This window comes from Labedella populi (assembly GCF_004078655.1).
Taxonomy (GTDB): domain Bacteria; phylum Actinomycetota; class Actinomycetes; order Actinomycetales; family Microbacteriaceae; genus Labedella; species Labedella populi.
Map to the genome: position 1 here is coordinate 38,167 of NZ_RZNC01000009.1, position 19,513 is coordinate 57,679.

At 68.8% G+C, this 19,513-nt stretch carries 23 protein-coding genes; 10 read left to right on the forward strand and 13 right to left on the reverse strand.

What is annotated here, in order from left to right; genetic code table 11:
• Nucleotides 1-150: 150 nt before the first annotated feature.
• Together ELQ92_RS15805 and ELQ92_RS15810 are read right to left on the reverse strand one after the other, a co-directional pair.
• The gene (locus ELQ92_RS15805; RefSeq protein WP_128500277.1) at nt 151-1,194 is read right to left on the reverse strand and encodes an NADPH:quinone reductase; all 1,044 of its coding nucleotides are present in this window, start codon (nt 1,192-1,194) and stop codon (nt 151-153) included.
• A gap of 85 nt (nt 1,195-1,279) precedes the next feature.
• On the reverse strand, nt 1,280-1,957 hold the full coding sequence (locus tag ELQ92_RS15810; RefSeq protein ID WP_128500278.1) for a cysteine hydrolase family protein: 678 nt from the start codon (nt 1,955-1,957) through the stop codon (nt 1,280-1,282).
• A 102-nt stretch (nt 1,958-2,059) separates the two neighbouring features.
• Between ELQ92_RS15810 and ELQ92_RS15815 the strand changes: the two genes are divergently transcribed.
• On the forward strand, nt 2,060-3,523 hold the full coding sequence (locus ELQ92_RS15815) for an MFS transporter (RefSeq protein WP_166426823.1): 1,464 nt from the start codon (nt 2,060-2,062) through the stop codon (nt 3,521-3,523).
• Between the two features lie 223 nt (nt 3,524-3,746).
• On the opposite strand, the gene ELQ92_RS15820 is transcribed toward ELQ92_RS15815, so the two are convergent.
• The 5 genes from ELQ92_RS15820 to ELQ92_RS15840 all read right to left on the reverse strand — a co-directional run bounded on the left by ELQ92_RS15820 (nt 3,747) and on the right by ELQ92_RS15840 (nt 9,093).
• Nucleotides 3,747-5,333, reverse strand: a complete 1,587-nt coding sequence (locus ELQ92_RS15820; RefSeq protein WP_128500280.1) for an ABC transporter substrate-binding protein — start codon at nt 5,331-5,333, stop codon at nt 3,747-3,749.
• 61 nt (nt 5,334-5,394) lie between these two features.
• Nucleotides 5,395-6,153 carry an ABC transporter ATP-binding protein gene (locus tag ELQ92_RS15825; RefSeq protein ID WP_128500281.1) on the reverse strand — a complete coding sequence of 253 codons (759 nt, stop codon included), beginning with the start codon at nt 6,151-6,153 and terminating at the stop codon, nt 5,395-5,397.
• Entirely contained in the window at nt 6,150-7,175 is a 1,026-nt protein-coding gene (locus tag ELQ92_RS15830; protein ID WP_128500282.1) for an ABC transporter ATP-binding protein, read from the reverse strand. The genes ELQ92_RS15825 and ELQ92_RS15830 overlap by 4 nt, the downstream gene beginning before the upstream one ends.
• Nucleotides 7,175-8,113, reverse strand: a complete 939-nt coding sequence (locus ELQ92_RS15835; protein WP_128500283.1) for an ABC transporter permease — start codon at nt 8,111-8,113, stop codon at nt 7,175-7,177. Before ELQ92_RS15835 ends, ELQ92_RS15830 begins: the two co-directional genes overlap by 1 nt.
• 2 nt (nt 8,114-8,115) lie before the next feature.
• Entirely contained in the window at nt 8,116-9,093 is a 978-nt protein-coding gene (locus ELQ92_RS15840; RefSeq protein WP_166426824.1) for an ABC transporter permease, read from the reverse strand.
• 207 nt (nt 9,094-9,300) lie between these two features.
• Between ELQ92_RS15840 and ELQ92_RS15845 the strand changes: the two genes are divergently transcribed.
• From ELQ92_RS15845 to ELQ92_RS15855, 3 genes are all read left to right on the forward strand, one after another.
• Nucleotides 9,301-9,894, forward strand: coding sequence for a PadR family transcriptional regulator (locus tag ELQ92_RS15845; protein ID WP_128500285.1), 594 nt, complete (start codon nt 9,301-9,303; stop codon nt 9,892-9,894).
• 30 nt (nt 9,895-9,924) lie between these two features.
• Nucleotides 9,925-10,581 (forward strand): SDR family NAD(P)-dependent oxidoreductase, encoded by a 657-nt coding sequence (locus ELQ92_RS15850; RefSeq protein WP_128500286.1) that lies wholly within the window; start codon nt 9,925-9,927, stop codon nt 10,579-10,581.
• A gap of 283 nt (nt 10,582-10,864) precedes the next feature.
• Complete coding sequence (locus ELQ92_RS15855) at nt 10,865-11,707, forward strand: aggregation-promoting factor C-terminal-like domain-containing protein (RefSeq protein WP_128500287.1); 843 nt, start codon at nt 10,865-10,867, stop codon at nt 11,705-11,707.
• 48 nt (nt 11,708-11,755) lie between these two features.
• Here ELQ92_RS15855 and ELQ92_RS15860 read toward each other — a convergent pair whose 3' ends face one another.
• Nucleotides 11,756-12,325, reverse strand: a complete 570-nt coding sequence (locus tag ELQ92_RS15860) for a TetR/AcrR family transcriptional regulator (protein ID WP_128500288.1) — start codon at nt 12,323-12,325, stop codon at nt 11,756-11,758.
• A 92-nt stretch (nt 12,326-12,417) separates the two neighbouring features.
• On the opposite strand from ELQ92_RS15860, the gene ELQ92_RS15865 reads away from it, so the two are divergent.
• On the forward strand, nt 12,418-12,891 hold the full coding sequence (locus ELQ92_RS15865; RefSeq protein WP_128500289.1) for a DUF4260 domain-containing protein: 474 nt from the start codon (nt 12,418-12,420) through the stop codon (nt 12,889-12,891).
• Nucleotides 12,892-12,906: 15 nt separating this feature from the next.
• On the opposite strand, the gene ELQ92_RS15870 is transcribed toward ELQ92_RS15865, so the two are convergent.
• From ELQ92_RS15870 to ELQ92_RS15880, 3 genes are all read right to left on the reverse strand, one after another.
• Nucleotides 12,907-13,302 (reverse strand): DUF3054 domain-containing protein, encoded by a 396-nt coding sequence (locus ELQ92_RS15870; protein WP_128500290.1) that lies wholly within the window; start codon nt 13,300-13,302, stop codon nt 12,907-12,909.
• Between the two features lie 28 nt (nt 13,303-13,330).
• Complete coding sequence (locus ELQ92_RS15875; protein ID WP_128500291.1) at nt 13,331-13,849, reverse strand: hypothetical protein; 519 nt, start codon at nt 13,847-13,849, stop codon at nt 13,331-13,333.
• 114 nt (nt 13,850-13,963) lie between these two features.
• Entirely contained in the window at nt 13,964-14,821 is an 858-nt protein-coding gene (locus ELQ92_RS15880) for a helix-turn-helix transcriptional regulator (protein ID WP_128500292.1), read from the reverse strand.
• Nucleotides 14,822-14,921: 100 nt separating this feature from the next.
• Here ELQ92_RS15880 and ELQ92_RS15885 point away from each other — a divergent pair, with 100 nt between their 5' ends.
• Both ELQ92_RS15885 and ELQ92_RS15890 read left to right on the forward strand, forming a co-directional pair.
• Nucleotides 14,922-15,689 (forward strand): SDR family oxidoreductase, encoded by a 768-nt coding sequence (locus ELQ92_RS15885; RefSeq protein ID WP_128500293.1) that lies wholly within the window; start codon nt 14,922-14,924, stop codon nt 15,687-15,689.
• A 126-nt stretch (nt 15,690-15,815) separates the two neighbouring features.
• Entirely contained in the window at nt 15,816-16,919 is a 1,104-nt protein-coding gene (locus ELQ92_RS15890; RefSeq protein ID WP_128500294.1) for a fatty acid desaturase family protein, read from the forward strand.
• Between the two features lie 15 nt (nt 16,920-16,934).
• Here ELQ92_RS15890 and ELQ92_RS16385 read toward each other — a convergent pair whose 3' ends face one another.
• Nucleotides 16,935-17,111 (reverse strand): hypothetical protein, encoded by a 177-nt coding sequence (locus ELQ92_RS16385; RefSeq protein ID WP_166426825.1) that lies wholly within the window; start codon nt 17,109-17,111, stop codon nt 16,935-16,937.
• Nucleotides 17,112-17,301: 190 nt separating this feature from the next.
• On the opposite strand from ELQ92_RS16385, the gene ELQ92_RS15895 reads away from it, so the two are divergent.
• From ELQ92_RS15895 to ELQ92_RS15905, 3 genes are read left to right on the forward strand one after another with little or no spacing between them, the layout of a single operon-like run.
• A complete protein-coding gene (locus ELQ92_RS15895; RefSeq protein WP_128500295.1) occupies nt 17,302-17,514 on the forward strand; it encodes a DUF4287 domain-containing protein in 213 nt (70 codons plus the stop codon).
• Nucleotides 17,511-17,744 (forward strand): hypothetical protein, encoded by a 234-nt coding sequence (locus ELQ92_RS16770; RefSeq protein WP_128500296.1) that lies wholly within the window; start codon nt 17,511-17,513, stop codon nt 17,742-17,744. The genes ELQ92_RS15895 and ELQ92_RS16770 overlap by 4 nt, the downstream gene beginning before the upstream one ends.
• Before the next feature lie 47 nt (nt 17,745-17,791).
• The gene (locus tag ELQ92_RS15905; protein ID WP_128500297.1) at nt 17,792-18,439 is read left to right on the forward strand and encodes a J domain-containing protein; all 648 of its coding nucleotides are present in this window, start codon (nt 17,792-17,794) and stop codon (nt 18,437-18,439) included.
• Between the two features lie 184 nt (nt 18,440-18,623).
• Here ELQ92_RS15905 and ELQ92_RS15910 read toward each other — a convergent pair whose 3' ends face one another.
• Nucleotides 18,624-19,433, reverse strand: coding sequence for a hypothetical protein (locus ELQ92_RS15910; protein WP_128500298.1), 810 nt, complete (start codon nt 19,431-19,433; stop codon nt 18,624-18,626).
• Nucleotides 19,434-19,513 lie beyond the last annotated feature (80 nt).

The window sequence follows — 19,513 nt, forward strand, 5'->3', positions numbered from 1 at the left end:
GGCGTGTCGTGTCAGAAATGCTAGAGCAGGAAGAACCTCCTGCTCGTCCGATCGGCGCTGCATCACCCGATTGTTACGAAACGGAATCGAGTCCGCCGGATGAGTGTCGGCAGCGGCACGACCACACGCCCCACGCTGCCACCGCACGCGTCACTCCAGGTCGATGAGCACCTTTCCGACGGTGTCCGCTTCGACGGCGCGGTGCGCGTCCGCGGCCTGCTCGAGCGGGAAGTGGTGGAGGGGCAGCCCGTTCTCCTCCCCGACCTCGAGGGCGCCCGCCGCGACGGCGGCCGTGACGTCCTCCGCGGCGGCCGCGAGCGCCTCGGCTCCCATCGTGTAGATGAGGATGAACTGCAGGCGCGTGTTGCGGACCATGCTGGGTCGGATGGCGACCTCGACGGTGTCGCCGCCGCCGTCCGCGTAGCTCGCGACGACCCCGCGGGGCTTCAGGACCGACTGGTCGAGTTCGAGGTTGGCGGCGACCGCGACCTCGACGACCATGTCGACGCCGTCGGGTGCGATCGAGCGGATCTGCTCCACCGCGTCGTCCTCGCGGTAGTTGACGACGTGGTGCGCTCCTGCCGCTCGCGCGAGCTCGGCCTTCTCGGGCCCGCTCACCGTCGTGATGACGGTCGCGTCGGCCCAGCGCGCGAGCTGGATCGCAGCGTGTCCGACGGCGCCGGCACCCCCGGACACGAGCACGATGCGACCGTCGAGCGCGCCCGGGGCGAGCCGCCGCGGGCCGTCTTCCGAGACCGTAAGCGCCCGGTGCGCCGTGACGGCGGGGACGCCGAGGCTCGCGCCGACGTCGAAGGACGCGGAGTCGGGAAGCGGAGCGATCCGGTTCACGGGGAGGATCGTGAACTGCTGCGCCGTGCCCGTCGGCCGCTCCTGCGCCGAGAGGAACGTCCACACGCGGTCGCCGACGGCGAAGCCGTCGACCCCCTCGCCGATCGCGTCGACGACGCCGGAGCCGTCCTGGTTCGGGACGACCTCACCGAAGGGCAGCCGCTGGCCGGGTCCGCCACCCGTTCTCGACTTCCAGTCGGTGGGATTCACACCGGAGCGGACGACGCGCACGCGCACCTCGCCCGGGCCCGGTTCGTGGACGTCGCGCTCGACGAGGTGGAGGACGGAGGCGTCCCCCGTCTCCTGGTAGACGACGGCCGACTGGGTTCTCGTTTCGCTGCTCATGATGCCTCCGACGCTACGACTCCCGACGCACGACCTCCACCCCCTGGACGCGGCGCGGTCGATACGGTGCTGACCTCGCGCCCCGTCAGGGGGCGACGGGCATCACACGGCCGTAGGACGGCGTCGTGAAGGCACGGTCCCACGCGGCACCCGGGGCGAGGAGTTCGCGCCAGGGCGCGACCTCGACGTAGAGGACCCGCATCGCGTCGAGCGCGGCGACGTGCAGCGCCTCGCCATCGGTCGACACGGCATCGTCGGGGACGGCCACCTCGAAGCCCATCATCATGGCCGAACGCGATGTCGTCTCGACGCAGACGTTCGTCTGCAAACCCGCGACCAGAAGTCGGCGGACACCGAGGTTGCGCAGGATCACATCCAGCTCCGTGCGGAAGAACGCGTCCCACCGCAGTTTCTCGAGCACGATGTCGCCCGGCTGCGGGGCGACCGCGTCGAGGATCTCCGACGCCCAGCCGTCCGGCCGGGTGTCGACGAGTTCCTCCTCCGCGGCCGGCACGGACGCGCGCAGCTTGCGCATGCTCGGGGTCATGTCGGCGCCGTCGGCGCGTTGGACCTGCCGCGTGTAGATGATCGGAAGGCCCTGGGACCGCGCCTCCTCGAGCAGCTCGGCGCATGCCGCGACGACCTCGTCGAAGCGAAAGATCGGCGGCCAGCCGAATCGGTCGCGCTTGTCCTGTTCGAGATACATGTTCTGCATGTCGATCATGAGGACAGCGGTGTCGGCGACGGGTGCGAGAGCGTTCATCTACTTTTCCAACCCTTCAAGTCTTACTATCGTTTGATAGTCCACTATTGTTATATCCGACGAGCGTTTCCGTCGCGTTAAATCGATCCACCGGGAGGACCCGTGGTCTCACAGCTCGTCACGGAACGCAGTGCGCCCCCGATCCATCCCCGTGCCTGGCCGATCTTCGCGCTCCTCGTCGCGACCGCTGCCCTCACCATCCTCGACGTTTCCAAGGTCGGAGTCGTCCTCCCGGCCATCCAGGAGTCCACCGGAGGATCCGAGACGACGATCCAGCTCATGCTCGTCGGGTACACGATCGCCTACGCCGTCCTCCTCCTTCCGGCCGGGCGGCTCGGCGACATCCTGCCTCGATCGACGGTCTTCCTCGTCGGCGCGTCCGTGTTCGTGCTCGCGAGTGCGCTCTGTGCCCTGGCGCCCGACGCCGGCTGGCTCGTCGGAGGGCGGATCGTCCAGGGCGCCGGTGCCGGCATCCTGATGCCGCAGGTCCTCGGCCTCATCCAGCGCCTCTTCCCACCGCAGGCACGCACGAAGCCCCTCGCCATCCTCGCGGGCACAACGGCCGTGACATCGACGTTCGGTCCCCTCCTCGCCGGCTTCGTGATGGAGTGGGTGCCCGGGGACGACGCCTGGCGCGTCCTCTTCTGGATCAACGTCGCTCTCGGTGCCGTCATCCTCCCCTTCGCGATCGGCATCCTCCGCGAGCCGCCGAGCGATCGCACGCGCGGGTTCGACCTCGTCGGAGCACTGCTCCTCGTCCCGGCCGTCATCCTCACCATCGCGCCGGTCTCCGTCATTTCCTCGACGACGCCGCCCCACGTGTGGATGCTCGCGAGCGTCGCGCTCGGGTTCGCGTCGGCGGGGGCCTTCGTCAGTTACGAGCGCCGACTGACGGGGCGTGGCGTCCAACCGCTCGTCGACCCGGCACTCTTCCGATTCCGGCACCTGCCGGCCGGCGTGCTCATCTCGGGATTCATGCACGCGGCCGGAACGGCGAGCACACTCATGATCACCCTCTATTTGCAGCAGCGTGCCGGCCAGACCCCCCTCGAGACCTCGCTGTGGATGCTGCCGGCGGCCCTGTCCATGATCGTCGGGTCGTGGGTCGCCGGGCGCTTCACTGCGGCCACCAGCAATCGTCCCGTCCTGATCGGCACGGCCGTCGGCGTCGTCGGCCTCACCGCGATCTCCGTCACCATCGGCACGGTGCCCGTCACCGTGGCTCCGGTCGTCATCGCCGCAGTACTACTCGTGTCCTCGTTCGGAACCGCGCTCGTCGGTCCCGCGAATCAGGGGCGCTCGCTCACCGCGATTCCCGACTACCGCTCGAGCGTCGCGGGCTCGTTGCTGCAGTTCAGTCAGCGGGTCGGCTCCGCGATCGGGATGGGCCTCGCGCTCATCGTCTTCTACCCGCTGCTCACCGCGACGACGTTTGCGGGTCGGCCGACCCTCGGGTCGATGCTGGCGGTCGGACTCACCGCCCTCTTCACGTTGGGTGCGCTCCTCACGGCTGTCGTCGACCGCGAGCGCCCGCAGAACCGTCGTCGGGGCGGACAGCGGGCCTGACGGCTCTGCCCGACGACATCCACGACGGAGAGGGCGACGGCCAGGTGTCCGACGAAACGGCCCGTCGACGACACGGTCCAGCCCGGCCGCCCTTCCCGGTCACCTCGGCGAGGCGATCGGTCCCACCGACGACGTCCGGGTTCCTGCCCGACACGAAAGCGGCCAGGCCGACTCCGAGAAGAGTCGACCCGGCCGGGGACGATGAGGGGAACGCGGGAAAGCGCTACTCCTCGATCGAGACGTTCGTGAAGTCGATCCACCAGCTCTTCGGCTGCTCGAAGCCCTTCACGTAGGAGGCCATCGCCCGGGGGGCGGTGTCGTTGACGACGTACATCCACCCGGCGTCCTCGGTCTGGAGGCGTCCGGCCTCGGTGAGCAGCGCCGCCCGCTCGGCATCGTCGCTCGTGACGAGCGCCTCGGCGTGCAGCGCGTCGAACTCCTCGTTGCAGTATCCGAAGTAGTTGGTCCCGCAGAGCATCGACCAGCTCCAGCTCGAGGGCTGCTCGAGGCTGAATGCCTGGTTCGCCGCGTTCCAGCCCGTGTTCCCCTCGCCGAGAGCCGCGTACATGCCGGAGAAGTCGACGGGGTCGAGCGTGACGTTGATGCCGACCTCGGCGAGCTGCGACTGGAGGGCCTCGTTCATGGCCTTCGCCTGCATGGCACCCGACCCGGCAGTGATGTAGCCGACCGTGATGTCGAGCCCGTCCGCGTAGCCCGCCTCGGCGAGGAGCGATCTCGCCATCTCCGGGTCGTAGCTGTACAGATCGTCGGCCTCGTCGTAGTACAGGCTCGCCTCGGCGAAGAACTGGTACGCGGGCACCGCCGTTCCATGGAGCAGGTCGTTCGCGATGGCCTCGCGGTCGATCGCGTAGTTCATCGCCTGTCGTACGCGGATGTCGTCGAAGGGCGCGACGTCCGTGAAGAGCTGCCACGACCACTCCCAATCGAATGGGTTCCCGGTCGAGACGAAGCCGGCGTCCTCCAGGGAGGCGAGATCGTCGGGGAGCGCCGCCTCGATCCAGTCGACCCGTCCGGAACGCAGCGCCGCCGTGCGCGCCGCGGGGTCGGGGATGAGCTCGACGCTGATGCGGTCGAGCTCGGCGGCCTCACCCCAGTAGTCGTCGTTCCGCGTGAAGCTGATCGACTGGTTCTCCGTGAGTTCGTCGAAGACGAACGGCCCGGTCCCCACCGGGTTCTTCGCCTGCCCCTCGTTCCCGTCCGCATCGAGCGACTCCGGGCTCGCGAAGTAGACGTTGTAGAGGTCAGCGAGGAAGAATGCGAACGGTTCGTTGAGGGTGAATGCGACTGTCGAGTCGTCGACGGCCTCCACGGACTCGACGTAGGCGAGCACGGCGTAGTACGTGCCCACCGCCGCGTCGTAGTGCGGGTCGTTCTCGTCGGTGTACCGGTTGACGTTGTAGACGACGGCGTCCGCGTCGAAGTCGGTGCCGTCGTGGAACGTGACACCCTCCTGGAGCGCGAACGTGTAGGTGAGCCCGTCGTCGCTGATCTCCCAGGACTCGGCGAGCGCAGGAGCGACGCCGGCCGCGGCGTCGGGGTCCGAGACGTCGCGCTTCGTCAGGCCCTCGTAGACGAGGTTGCCGATGAGGCGCTGTCCCTCGTAGCCGGCGAGCGTGATGGCTCCCGTGTCGAGGCTCGGGAGCGACGCCATCTGGCTGCCGATAACGAGCTCCTGTTCGTCCGGAGCCGATTCGCCGCCGGCGGAGCAGCCGACGAGCGCCAACGCGGCGACGATGGTGCCTGCTGCGGCGCCGAGCAGGCGGCGCGAGCGGCGTGAGGTGTGCTGCATGTCACTCCTTGAGGGTGGGTGCGGTGAGGCAGGGGGTGGTGTTCCGTGATGGAGCGGTCGTTCAGGGCACCCCGACGACGGATCGGGCGGCCAGCAGTTCGCGCGTGTACGCGTCCTGCGGGTCGCCGAGCACGTCGCGCGTGCGACCGGATTCGACGGTGATGCCGCGGTTCAGAACGAGGACGTCGTCACTGATGTGGTCGATGACCGCGAGGTCGTGGCTGATGAAGAGGAGGGCGACGCCCATCTCCTTCTGCAGGTCTGCGAATGTGTTGAGGACTTGGGCCTGCACCGACTTGTCCAGTGCGGACACGGCTTCGTCGCACACCAGGACGTCGGGGCGACCGGCGATCGCCCGCGCGATTGCGATGCGCTGGGCCTGCCCTCCCGAGAGTTCGTACGGCCAGGCGTGCACGTAGTCGCGCGTGAGGGCCACCTGATCGAGCAGCTCGTTCGTGCGCGCCGTCCACGTCGCTCGGGGCAGCCTCTGCGCCGCGAACTGGAATCGCAGGTTGTCGCCGACGGTCATCGCCGGGTTGAGCGCATGACGCGGGTCCTGTGGCACGAGCTGGATCCGGCGTCGCGCCGTCCGGAGCGGCGTCGCGCGGAGGCCGAACAGGTCGGTGCCTCCGAGCTCGACCGTTCCCGCGTCCGGTTGCAGCAGTCTCATGACGATCCGCCCCAGTGTCGACTTCCCGCTGCCGGATTCGCCGACGACGCCGAGCGTCCGACCGGCGTGGAGCTCGAATGAGCAATCGTCGAGGGCGGTGAAGCCGGAGTAGGTCTTGCGGACGCCGTGGGCCGAGAGGACGACTGTCACGATGCGCCTCCTTCCGTTGCAGCGGCGGAGCCCGTTCGAGCGGATCTCGTCGACGTCTCCTCGAGGACCGACGAGGACACGGCGTGCCCGGGCTCCACCTCGACGAGGGGTCCCCACTCCCTGCGCGTGCGGAGCTCGTCCGACACGACGGCGAGGCGTCCGCGCTCGACGTCGGCGCTGGGCTCCGCGTCGATGAGGGCACGGGTGTAGGGGTGCAGCGGTCGGGTCAGCACCGAGGACGCCCGGCCGAGCTCGACGATGCGACCCGAGAGCATGACGGCGACGCGATCGTGATCGGCGCTCGCGATGCGCGCGGCGATGCCGATGTCGTGTGTGATGAAGAGGATCGCTGTGCCGAGCCGCGTGCGGAGGCCGTCGAGGAGTTCGACGATGCGGACGCCGACCGACGCGTCGAGAGCACTCGACGGTTCATCGGCGACGACGAGTTCCGGGTCGCAGCTCACGGCGATCGCGATCGCGATGCGCTGGCGCATGCCGCCGGACACCTCGTGCGGATAGCAGCGGAAGACCCGATCGGGATCGCGGATCTCCACGAGGTCGAGGAGTTCGAGCGCACGGAGACGGGCCGAGCGGCGATCGGCCACGGCTCGATGCTGGAGAAGGGTCTCCATGATCTGCGACCCGATCCGTCGCATGGGGTCGAGCGACGCGTTCGGGTCCTGAGGCACGCTTCCGATCCGCGAACCGTGCACCTGCCGGAGCGTCGACGCCGCGGTCCTCAGCAGGTCCCGTCCGTCGAACAGGGACCGGCCCGTGACGGTCGCGCCGTGAGGCGCCATCCCGGTGATGCTGCGGGCGAAGACCGTCTTCCCGCTGCCGGACTCTCCGAGGAGGACGGTCACCTGGGATCGCTCGAGCCCGAGGCCGATGTGGTCGACGACGGTTCGGGCCGAACGGCCGTGACCCGCGAAGCTCACGGTGACGTCGGTGGCGTCGAGCGCGAGAGGGACGTCGGCCGGCAGGGAGCCGGCGGTCCCGAGCGCGAGGAGGGGATCATTCATCAGGACTCCCGACCGCGACCGGCGATGGCGTCCCGAATGCCGTCCCCGACGAGCGGGAACATGACCGAGAGTGCGAGGATCACGATGACGGGAGCGAGCGCGAGCGACGGATTCGTGTATATCGCGGCCTGCATCTCCTGGAGGATCGAGCCGAGTTCGGCCTGGGGCGACGGGACGCCGAGGCCGATGAACCCGAGGCCGCCGGCGATTGCGACGTTCGCCCCGACGAGCGAGGTCGAGTACGCCGCGACGGCCGGGACCGCGACGGGGAGGATCTGGCGCAGGAGGATCGACCCCATGCCCGCTCCGCTCGACCGGGCCGCCGTCACGAAATCGAGCTCTTTCACGCGCACCACCTCGGTCTCCGCGATGCGCGCGACGGGGGCGATCCACACGGCGGTGAGCGCCAGGATGAGCGTGCCGAGACCGTTGCCCAGGGTGAGCGCGAGGAGGAGCGCGAGCAGGACGCCGGGGAAGGCGAACAGGACGTCGACGACCCGCATCAGAAGGAGGTTGGCGAGGCGACCGGAGAAGCCGGCGGTCACGCCGATGGCCAAACCGATGATCGTCGCGATGATGATCGGGAGGACGCCTGCGATGAGGGAGGTGCGCGTTCCGTAGACCAGTCGGGACAGCAGGTCGCGTCCCTGTGTGTCGGTCCCGAGGAGATGCCCTTGCTCACCGAATCCGAGGAGACGCGCTCCGAGGTCTCCGGAGTACGGGTTCGCGAACGGGAGCACCGGGGCGAGGACGACCACGAGCGCGATCACGGCGACGACCGTGAGGGCGACGCGCGAGCGCACGGGCATGCGTGACAGGAGCCGACGACGCACGAAGCGCACCTGCTCGGGAGCCAGCCCCGTGCCACCGGGGCCAGGGGGAGACGTCGGTGTCGGAGCGACGGCCGACGTGGACGTCGTTCGGGGATCGGTGATCATCGTCAGACCTTTCCGACTCGGATACGGGGATCGAGGAGAGCGTTGATCACGTCGGCCGCGAGGAGCACGAGGACGAAGATGATGGCGATGACGAAGGCGACGCCCTGAACCAGCTGGTAGTCGCGCAGATTGACCGACTGCACGATGAGCGCCCCGAGGCCGGGGATGCTGAAGATCTGCTCCACGAAGAGCGCGCCGCCGAGCATCCCGCCGACCTGGATACCGAGCACCGTGATCATCGGGGGGAGCGCGTTGTGGTGGCTGTGCACGGCGAGTCGCCAGGACGACAGTCCGCGCGCTTCGAGTGCCGGGAGAAGCTCGGTCGACTGCAGCGTGCTGATCGAGGTCTTGAGCGAGCGCGCCATCTGGGCGCCCGGCGCGAGCGCGAGGCTGATCGCCGGGAGGGCGAGATGCAGCGCGAGCGCACCGGGACCGTCGGAGCCGCGCGAGCTGAGCCCCCCGGCGGGGAAGACCGGAACAAGAACGGCGAAGGCGATGAGGAGTATGAGCGCGACCGTGTACTGCGGGGCCGACAGGAAGATCGCCTCGAACCAGTCCGTGATGCGGCGCAGCGCTCGTGAGCGCGAGGTCGCGAGGTTGCCCATCACCACGCCGATCACGACCGCGATGAGGCTCGCGGCTCCTCCGAGGAGCAGGGTGTTGGTGAGCGCGGGACCGACGACGTCGAGCACGTCCCGCGACTGGCTGTAGGCGTATCCGAGGTCTCCCCCGAGAACGCGCACGCCCCAATCGACGAACTGCAGGATCAGGGGACGGTCGAGCCCCATGACGCCGCGCAGCTCCTCTCGTTCCTCCGGTGAGCTGTCGAGCCCGAGGATGAGCAGGGCCGGGTCGCCGGGTATGAGTCGGATGGCGAAGAAGACCACGACCGCGACGAAGATCGCCGTGACCGCTGTGAAGGCGAGCCGTCCGACGACGAACCGGAAGAACCGGTTATGTGTGATGGATTTATACTCCATAATTGTAATGTCATACCGGTCTACTGTTTCGCCGGTGTTACATCGGCGAAAAGCGACACGAACTCGAAACAATCCGGCCGTCGCCCGAAGCCCGGGCGATCGTCGATCAAACGGCGACCCTCCAGAACTAGGGGACAGCATTCACCGGTGATCCCGACGTATGAATTCGACGGCCAGTAATGTTCTCGAGAGGGAAAGGAGTCCACCGTGGCACTCAGACACGCGATCCTCTCGGCGCTGTCGCGCGGCATTCCGAAGAACGGGTACGAGCTCAACGCGATCTTCAACGATCACGACGAACGCGCCTGGAATGCCAGCCCGTCGCAGGTGTACTCGGAACTCACGAAGATGCAGAAACTCGGGCTGATCGAGGTCAGCGAGCGGACGGAACGGCGAGCGACCAACTACGTACTCACCGATGACGGCCGTGCAGAGCTCGAGCGGTGGCTCACGCAGGACGAGCCGGATCACACCATCCGCGACGACGTCGTCATGCGACTGCTGTCGATGTGGATCCTCGACGAGACGACCGCCCGACACCTGATCGAGGCCGAGATCACGTTCCAACGGCGGCGCGAGCGGGCACTCCGCAACAAGCTCGATACGTCGGCGCAGCTCGCGGAGGACGCTCGCGTCTGGCGTAACCGGCGGGCCGTCCACGTGCTCTGGCTCGCCCAAACGGCGACGATGATCAGCTGGCTCGAAGGGCTCATCACGATCCTCGACGATCCCGATGCCCCTGTCGACGACACTCTCGCCGCGCTCCTGTCGTCCGAACCCGTTTCCTCTCCGCGCGCCTGAACCACGAGCGCCCGAGGATAGGGTGGCCGCATGACTGGCGTGACGGATCGGATCGTTCTCCTGGCCGGCGCGACGAGCGACGCGGGCCTCGCCGCCGCCCAGGCCCTCGTCGATGCCGGCGCGCGCGTGATCGCGACGGGACGGGACCGCGCGAAGCTCGACGCCCTCGCCGACAGCGTGCCCGGTATCTCGACCGAACTCGTCGACCTCACGGACGAGGCGGCCGTCGACGAGCTCGCGACGCAGGTGCGCGAATCGATCGGTCCCGTCGACGGCATTCTCCACCTCGTCGGCGGGTTCCGCCGCGGCGACGGCATCCCCGGGCAGTCGGACGTCGACTGGGACGCGCTCGCCACGTCCCTCACCGCCCTCCGCCACGTCAGCCGGGCCTTCTACCCCGACCTCGTCGCGTCGCCGGCGGGCCGACTCGCGATCGTCTCGTCGACCTCTGCCACCAAGCCGCACCGCAACACGGCGAACTACTCGACCGTGAAGGCCGCGGCCGAGGCGTGGACGGCGGCGCTTGCATCCGGGTTCGCCGCCGACGCGCCGGAGCGGGCCGCCGCGGTGATCTTCGCCGTCTCCTCCCTCGCGGGCCTCGAAGGCACTCTCGCCTCCCGGTTCGTCGATCTCTGGAGCGAGGACGCGGCCACGCTCAATGCCTCCAGGCACGTCCTCTCGGCCTGACATTCGTCTCTTTCGAAGGCCTACCGGTCACGGCGCCGCGCCGCCTCGCTCAGGCGATTGCCAGGAAGTGACCCGAGGTTTGCCAGGTTGACCCCTCAGGCTTGCTGACTTGTGCCCGCTGGGGCTGTTCACTGCGCTCCCAGGCACGAACCCGTCAACCCGAACGCACGACCCGATACGCACTCATCCGAACCGAACGTCCGGAACGAGGACGGCCCGAAGCCGCGAGCCCCGACTCGCCCGCGCCGATCGTTCCCCGACCGAGAAGAATCACACGTAACGCATGCGCCACGAAACCCCCCGCACCACTCCGCTGTCTCCCCTCCCCCCGGTCACACGTGCCGCCCGCCGCGCCACTCGCTCGGGCACCCGCCGTCGGCGGTTCGCCGTCGCGGCGACCGTCGCGCTCGTCGGCCTCGGCGCGGGCTCCGGCTTCGCGATCAACGACCGCACGATGAGCGAACAGCTCGCGGCCTCCACTGCGCAGCTCGACGCGACGAGCGGACTCCGCTCCGACCAGCTCGGTGTCTACGCCGGCATCGCCACCGCTCACGCTGAGGACAAGGCCGTCGAGGTCCTCGAGACGGCCGCCGTCGTGGCCGAGGACGCCGAGGGCAAGGTCGATGCGACCACACTCACCGCGACCATGGATCAGCTCGGCGCGTACGAGTCCCTCGACTCTGAGACCGTGGTCGACCTCACCCGGCAGGTCGTCGACGTCATGAACGACACGAAGGCCGCCGCGCAGGCGTTCGACCAGAAGAAGGCCGAGGAGGAAGCGGCCGCCGCTGCCGCCGAGGCCCTCGCACAGGCCAACACGCCGCAGGGCGCGAAGGTGACCGCGCGGTCGATGGCTTCCTCCGAGTACGGCTGGGGCGACGGCGAGTTCTCCTGCCTGAGCAACCTCTGGCAGAAGGAGTCCGGCTGGTCGTACACGGCGGAGAACGCCTCGAGTGGCGCCTACGGCATTCCGCAGGCGCTCCCCGGTAGCAAGATGGCGACGATCGGATCCGACTGGCGCACGAACGCCTCGACGCAGATCGCCTGGGGGCTGTCGTACATCGACCGCGCCTACGGCACGCCGTGCTCCGCGTGGTCGCACTCGCAAGCCAACAACTGGTACTGAGCCGGGCCGGTACCGAGCCGGTCCGGGCCGCCCGGGCGACGGCTGACGTCAGGACTGGCTCCACTTTGAGAGCGAGACGACCGCGCTCTCAATGAGCTTCGTGTAGCTCCTCTCGAGATCCGCTGAGAGCCGGAACGCCCCGGAGGTCTCGAGGCTCACGAAGCCGTGGAGGGCCGACCGCAGGAAGCGCGCGGCATCGATCGCATGGTCGCCGCGGAGATCGTAACCGGCGAGCACCGCGAGAAGCACTTCCAGCGCCGCCTCGCTCGCGGCGCGGTCGGCGTCGTCAGAGGGGTCGGGGGCGCTCACCGTGAGCCCGTACTGAGCCGGATTCTCGAGCGCCCACTGCCGGTAGGCCGCCGCGAGGCTCTGGACGGCGTCGTCGCGGGACCGGCCCATCGTCGCGCGAGCCAGCGCGGCGCCGAGACTGCGCTTCGCACGGATCATCATGCCGCGCCGCAATCCCGGCAGGCCGTCGACGTGCTTGTACAGCGAGGGTGTCTTCACCCCGAGGCTCTCAGCCACGGCCGCGAGGGTGAGCTCCGCCGTGGGGCTGCCTTCGAGCAGTTCGGCGGCGCGCGCCACAACGGTGTCTTCCGTCAGTCCGGCTCTCGGCATGCGGTGGTGCGCCTCTCCGTCGGTGGTCTGCGTACAGCTTAGTTAACCATCGGGCTATTGACGTTAGCTTTACGGCGAGCGATGATAGCTGGATGACGACAACACCCGTTCCCCGCACGACCGCCCCGAACGCCGACCACTCGGTCGAGAGGGCCCGCCTCACCAATCCCGAGCTCCTCCAGCGACTCGAGGGCGGACTCATCATCGTGCTCTCGATGGTCGCCATCGTGGTCATCGCCCCCACCTGGTGGTGGGTCCCGCTCGCCGCGTTCCTGCTTTTCGACCTTTCGCAGCTCGGGTACCTGCTGTCCACGCGGGCCGGCGCCGCCGCCTACAACGCCGTCCACACCTACGTCTGGCCTGCGGCCCTCGCCGTGGTCGCGTTTCTCACCTGGTCCGAGGCGCCCACCGTGGGACTGTGGACGATGCTCTCCGCGTCGGCGTGGGCGTTCCATGTCGCGGTCGACCGTGCGCTCGGATACGGACTCAAGCGCCCTGACGCCTTCACCCACACCCACCTGGGCTGGATCGGCAAGGACCGCGCGCCGGAGGGCGGGACTCGATGAGTGGTATCCGATCCGTCAGCGGGCGGCTCTCGCGTGACGCCGACCGACGAGGGTGGCGAGGAGCCGCCAGCCGATCAGCAGCAGTGCGAGGGTGATGGTCGCGACGATGACGAAGGCGATCGCCGCCCCCTGACCGCTCACGACTCGGAGGAGCATCCCACCCCCGACCGTGACGAGCCAGACGGGCACGCCGGTGCGGAGCGGGGCGGCCGGTCGGCGCACCGCGAGGGACACCACCCACCCCACGGCGAGCGCCACGAGGAACGGCCACGTCGTCTCGGCCAGCCCCGCTCCGAACCGGCCGAGCACATCGCCGTCGTGAGTCGCGCGCCCGAGCGCAGCGAATGCGACGACGAGCACGACATCGAGGGCGAACGCCACGGCGCTCATGCGGATCGGGGAACGGGCCATGCTTCCATCGTCGCAGGCCGGGGCTCCGTCACTGTTCGCCCATCACCGGCTCCGAACAGTTCAGCTCAAAGTCGCGCTGCAATCGCTCGGGATCTCCCTCGGCAGCGTCTTCCACCATGGTGACGAGGCCGATGTCGCCGCCGTAGTCCTCGCGGAAGGTCGGCGTCTCGAAGAACGATCGCAGGCGCACCATCGCCGCTTGTGCCTCAGGTGACGACGGATCGGCCTGGGCCAGCCACTCCCCCTCCCACAGGCAGAACCACTGACTGTAGGCAATCGACTCCCCGTAATGCAGGTCGAACGCCTGATCGCCACCGCCGAGATCGCTCGGGTCGGGCCGCACCATGCTGGTACCCGCGGGACGATCAAGCGCCGCGACGCTCGTCTCCCACTGGGCCAGCATCTCGTCGACGTCGAGGGATTCCTCGCATACCGGGGAACTACTGCACCCAACGGACACGCTCGTGTCCGGCACGGGCGATCCGTACGAACATCCGGCGAGGCTCATCACCACGGCGATCACGATGACGACGGGCGCTGAACGCATGCGGAGAGGTTATCGCCCGACCCGACAGGAGTTCGTCCGATCGGTCGTCACCTTGTGGATGGGCCGCGTCAGTGGCCCAGGGCATCAGGGGCGGCGGCATCAGGGGCGGCGACGTCAGGGGTTGGCGGTGCGGTCCGCGAACTGCTGGGTGCCGATGACCGCGAGGAGCCCCAGCTTCTCCTCGGACTCGGAACGCGGGGCAGCCGTGAGCACGAGGAGGACCTGGGATTCGTCCTCCGTGTGCAGGGCCTGGCAGTCGACCTCGATCGCACCCACTTCCGGATGGATGAGCACCTTGTGGTCCTCGAAGCGCCGCCGAACCTCTTGGGTGTCCCAGATCCGGGAGAACTCGGGGCTGCGGCGGAGCAACTCACGCACGAGCTCGCCCGCGCGCGACTGCACCCCCATCGCGCCATACGCGGCGCGGAGCGACGAGACGTTGGCGCGGCTCTGCCGGTCGTGATCGTCCGCCGGGTAGTGCGCCCGCTCCCGCTCGGGATCGAGGAACCAGCGGTACACGGAGCTGCGCTCGAGTCCCGTGAGGTGGCTCACGTCGCCGAACAGCGCTCGGGCGGAGTCGTTCTGCACGAGCGTCTCACCGAGCAGGTTGAGGATGAGCGCCGGGGTGTCGACGAGGCGATCGAGCACGCGGAGGAGAGCCGGGGCGACGTAGTCCGTGGTCGCGGCCCGATCGGGAGCGCTGTGGCCGGCGACGCGGAAGAGGTAGTCGCGCTCGTCGGGGCTCAGTCGGAGCGCACGAGCGATCGACGCGAGCATCTGCGTGCTCGGCTGTGGACCCCGACGCTGCTCGAGGCGCGTGTAGTAGTCGGTCGACATCGCGGCGAGTTGCGCGACCTCTTCGCGGCGCAGCCCCGGCGTGCGGCGGCGCGGTCCCGCACTCAGACCGACGTCCGCCGGGCGCAGGGCGTCGCGATGTCTGAGGAGGAATTCGGCGAGCGCGTCACGGTTCACTCCTGAAGTATCGTCCCGGACCCTGCCGTGAGCCAGGGACCACCGATCCCCCGACATGCGCTCCCTTGAAGCGCCTCCGCAGCGGCGGGAGGCTCAGACCATGAACATCAGCGGAAACACCATCTTCATCCCGGGCGCTACGAGCGGAATCGGTCTCGCGCTCGCACTCGCACTCCGAGCGAAGGGCAACGAGGTCATCATCGGCGGGCGTCGAACCGAACTCCTTGAACGCATCACGGCGGAGAACCCGGGTCTGCACGCCTACCGCATCGACACGACCGACCCTGAGAGCATCGCGACGGTCTCCCGACAGGTCATCGTGGAGCACCCCGACGTGAACGTCCTCATCCCGATGGCCGGCATCATGCGCGTCGAGGACTGGACGCGGGCCGACGGCTTCCTCGACACGGCCGAGCAGATCGTCACGACCAACATCCTCGGCCCGATCCGCCTCATCGCGGCGTTCATCGAGCAACTGCAGAGCCGTCCGGAATCGACCATCATGACCGTCTCGTCGGGGCTCGCGTTCGCTCCGCTCCGTGTGACTCCGAGCTACAACGCGTCGAAGGCGGCGATCCACATGCTGAGCGAGTCGATCCGCCTCCAGCTCGCGCGAACGAGCGTGCGCGTGCTCGAGCTCGAGCCGCCGTCGGTGCGCACCGACCTCATGCCCGGCCAGGCCGAGAGCGACTTCGCGATGCCCCTCGAGGACTTCATCGCCGAGGTGATGCAGCTCATCGAGACGCAGCCGGATGCGACGGAGATCCAGGTCGAGAACGTCACGTTCCTCCGCTACGGCGAGGCTCGCGGCGACTACGAGTCCGTTGTCGCGACGATCAACCAGCTCGACCCGCACGGACGCCCCTGAACGCAACGCCTCTGCCTCGAGCACACGGCGAGCAGGTTCCGCAAGGCCTGCCGATCGACCTCCCCGCTCACGTGTACTGGAATCTCCTCTCCCCCAGACCCCGGGAGCAGTCCACGACGAGGCGAGGTGCGTGACGTGACGGATGCAGTGATCCCGACGACAGGGCGGGCCGCGGGGCGAAAGACCGGCTCCCGCGGGACGAGCGACTACACGGCGCTCGCCGAACAGATCCGATCAGCGGGTCTCCTCCGCCGCCGATACGGCTACTACTGGGCGAAGCTGATCGGGCTCCCGCTCGTGGTCCTCGCGGCGCTCGGCGTCTTCGTCTGGATCGGCGAGTCGTGGTGGCAGCTCGTGACCGCCGCCGTCTTCGGCGTCCTCTTCGCGCAGGTCGCGTTCCTCGGCCACGACGCCGCGCACAAGCAGATCTTCGTGTCGGGGCGGGCCAACGACTGGGCGAGTCTCATCGTCGGCGACCTCATCGTCGGGATGAGCTACGGCTGGTGGCGGCACAAGCACTCCCGCCATCACGCGAACCCCAACAAGCTCGGCGCCGACCCGGACATCGAGCTCCCCGTCATCGCCGTGACGCCGGAGCGTGCCCGCGAGGGCAAGAACCCGATCAGCCGCTGGGTCATGTCCCACCAGGGGGCGTTCTTCTTCCCGATCCTGCTGCTCGAGGGCGTCTCCCTGCACGCGTCGAGCGTGCGCCGTGTCGTCGCACGCGAGTACGTCGAACGACGCTGGTGGGAGATCGCGATGCTCACGGTGCGGCTCGTCGGCTTTCCCGTGCTCGTCTTCACCGTGCTGTCCCCGGGGATGGCGGCGGCGTTCCTCGCCGTGCAGCTCGGCGTCTTCGGCTTCTACATGGGAGCGTCGTTCGCGCCCAACCACAAGGGCATGCCGATCGTGCCGAAGGACGGCCGGCTCGACTTCCTCCGTCGCCAGACGAGCACCAGTCGGAACATCCGCGGTGGCCGCATCGTCGACGTCGCGATGGGCGGCCTCAACTACCAGATCGAACACCACCTCTTCCCCTCGATGCCGCGTCCCCACTTGCGGCGAGCTGCCGTGATCGTCAAGGAGTACTGCCGCACGCACGACGTCCCCTACATGTCGGTCGGACTCCTCACGTCGTACGCGATCGTCGTCCGCTACATCAACCGGGTGGGCCTCGGCGAGCGCGACCCGTTCGAGTGCCCGCTGGTCGCGCAGCGCCGGGCCGGCTGAGCGGCCGGCGGCACGTCAGTCGGTGGTCTCCCGCGAAGTGTCGCCGTCCCGGGCGTCGTCGGTAGCGCCGTCGTCTCGGAAGACGCGGAACTGCGGCGGGGTCACGGCTTTGCCGATCGAGGAGGACCGCGCGGCGCCGGACGCTGCGCGGCGAGCGACGACTCGACGACTCGACGACTCGACGACGAGCACGGACGATCGTCACGACCGCCACGACGAGCCCCACGGCCACGATGACGGCCCACATCCACACCGGGACTCCCCACAGGTGATTCGACATTCCATGTCCCCTCTTTAGCCGACAGAAGTACTTATCCAAGTACTGCTACGTTAGTCGCGATCGGGGGATCGGCTCTCGGTCACGCGGGGTGCCGAGCGCGGCATCGCGGTTCCCGGCACGAAGGCCGCCGAGGTGATCGCGTGGCTCGCCGAGGACTACGGTCTTGGTCGCGGGCACGCGATGGCCCTGTACAAGGTGATCACTGACGGTACGACGATCTCCGACACACACGTCGGCACGGGCGGCACCCACAGCGGTGCCTCCCGCGAGCTGTGGCTCGACGGCGCTGCAACGAACCCGATCCGCTCGACGTGATTCCGGGACCGACTGCGAACATCCGGCCCTTCGATCCGTCCCGGCCCGTGCGCGTCGTGCTCGTCGGGGCGGTCGGCATGGGGCGGCAGTGGCTGCGCACACTCGAGGCCTCGCCGGACGTCGAACTCGTGGGGTTCGTCGACGATCGAAACCGAGCGCGTGCCCGCGCTCCGCTCCGTGCTCATGTCCTGGACCTCGCCGCTCGGGTGACCGGCACGCACGGAGACTGATTCCGCGGCCCTCGCCTTTCCGGGCGGATCGGACGTAGCCTGACGGCGTGAGCCCTGAACGCGCGGCAGAGGTGCTCGGCGTCGACGTCGAGGCGTTGCCCCACGAGGTGACGAACGCCTTCGCGGCGCGCGCGCGGCGGACACACCCCGACGTCGACGGCGGGAGCGCCGAGGCCTTCCGCGAGGCGGTCGAGGCGCGGAACGTGCTCCTCTCCCGGAAACGCGCCGGTGCTCCCGGCGACGCCTCGACCGCACCCGACGGCTACATCGTGTTCGACGACGAGCGGACCGGGCCTCCGGATCCCGCCGACGAGTTCCCCTCCTGGGTGATCGTGCCGCGCGCGCCGAGTCCCGCGCTCATCGCGGTGGGCGGTGCGCTGCTCCTGGTCGCAGCCTTCCTCTCCATCTACGACGTTCCCTACCCGTGGACGCTCGCTGAGCCGATCGCCCGCTGGGTCCTGCTCATCGCCGCGGCTCTGGCGTTCGCCGTGACGGGCCGGCGCGGATTCCTCGCCGTCATGGTCGTGCTCGTGGCGGTGACCCTCGTCGTGAACGTCGCGATCACGACGATCGGTGGGCTGCTCGGACTCTTCATCACGATGCCCGCGATCGTCGCGATCAACGCCGCGGGCTTCGCCGCCCGACGCCGCCGCACGGTTCGCCGTGGCGGCCGCGTCAGTCGCCCTTCACGTTGACGAGCTGACGCAGCGTGTGCCGCACCGAGACGAGGTCGGCCGCATCGGCCATGACTTACTGAGCTCGATCGTGGCCCCGGCGTCCGCTCGACGCGCCGTGCGGCTCCGACCCGGCTCCGCGGCAGTCGGCTTCCCGTTCGGAGTATGACGTCCGACGAGCGGACCTCTTTTCCCTGCACAGCAGTCAGTGCGGGCTCGATCGGGCCTCATCGCTCGCGAGCGCGGACTCCGGGGCACAGCCGAGTTCGCCCGGCCGCAGCTTCACGGGAGCGATCGACTTCTGCTCTGTCACCCCGCCGACGCGCGCGACGAGGACGCATTCGTTCTCGTCGCCCATCGCGACGCCGACGTCACCGCCGTTCACCACCACTCGAGGTGGTGCGTTCTCGACGGGAAGCCACGAGGTGGAGCCAGACGCATCGAAGAGCGCGGCGATGGCTCCGCCGATCAGCGCGGGGTCTCCCGGTTCGGTGGGAAGCTGCTGCAACACCTCGATGGCCGCGTCGGCCGCGTTCGGTGCCGGAAGGATCCGCGTCTCCTTCCCGTAGTCGGTCTCGAGGTCGATCGCAGGGATCGCCCCTTCGGTCGGACACGGGTATTCGTGAAGGTAGCTGTAGTGGTTGAAGTCGCCGCGCGGGCCCCAGAAGTCGAACTCGACGCTGTAACACGCGTACAGCTGCTCGCCCGTCGCCGCCCCCATGAACTCGGCCCGCGGGACGCCGACCTGGTAGTACAACGTCCCGATCACGTCTCCGCGCTTCGCCCCCTCGACGACATCGACATCGATGAGCGTTCCGCCGCGGTTCACCCGCGAGGCCGCGAGGGCGAAATCGTCCATATCGTCGGAGGTCGTGACGGGAATCGCGCGGACGCCCAGGTGCACGGCCTCTCTCGTCCCATCGGTCCCCGGACCCGCTGAGCACCCGGCGAGCAGGAGCACGGAAACCGCTGCAGTGGCTGCGATACTCCCGATCGTCACCACCCGAGCTGTCATGGTCGCGACTCTAACGATGTCTGCATGCCACTCGGAAGATGCACTCGCAGATCATCCGCGGGAATGATGGTCGGGCGACG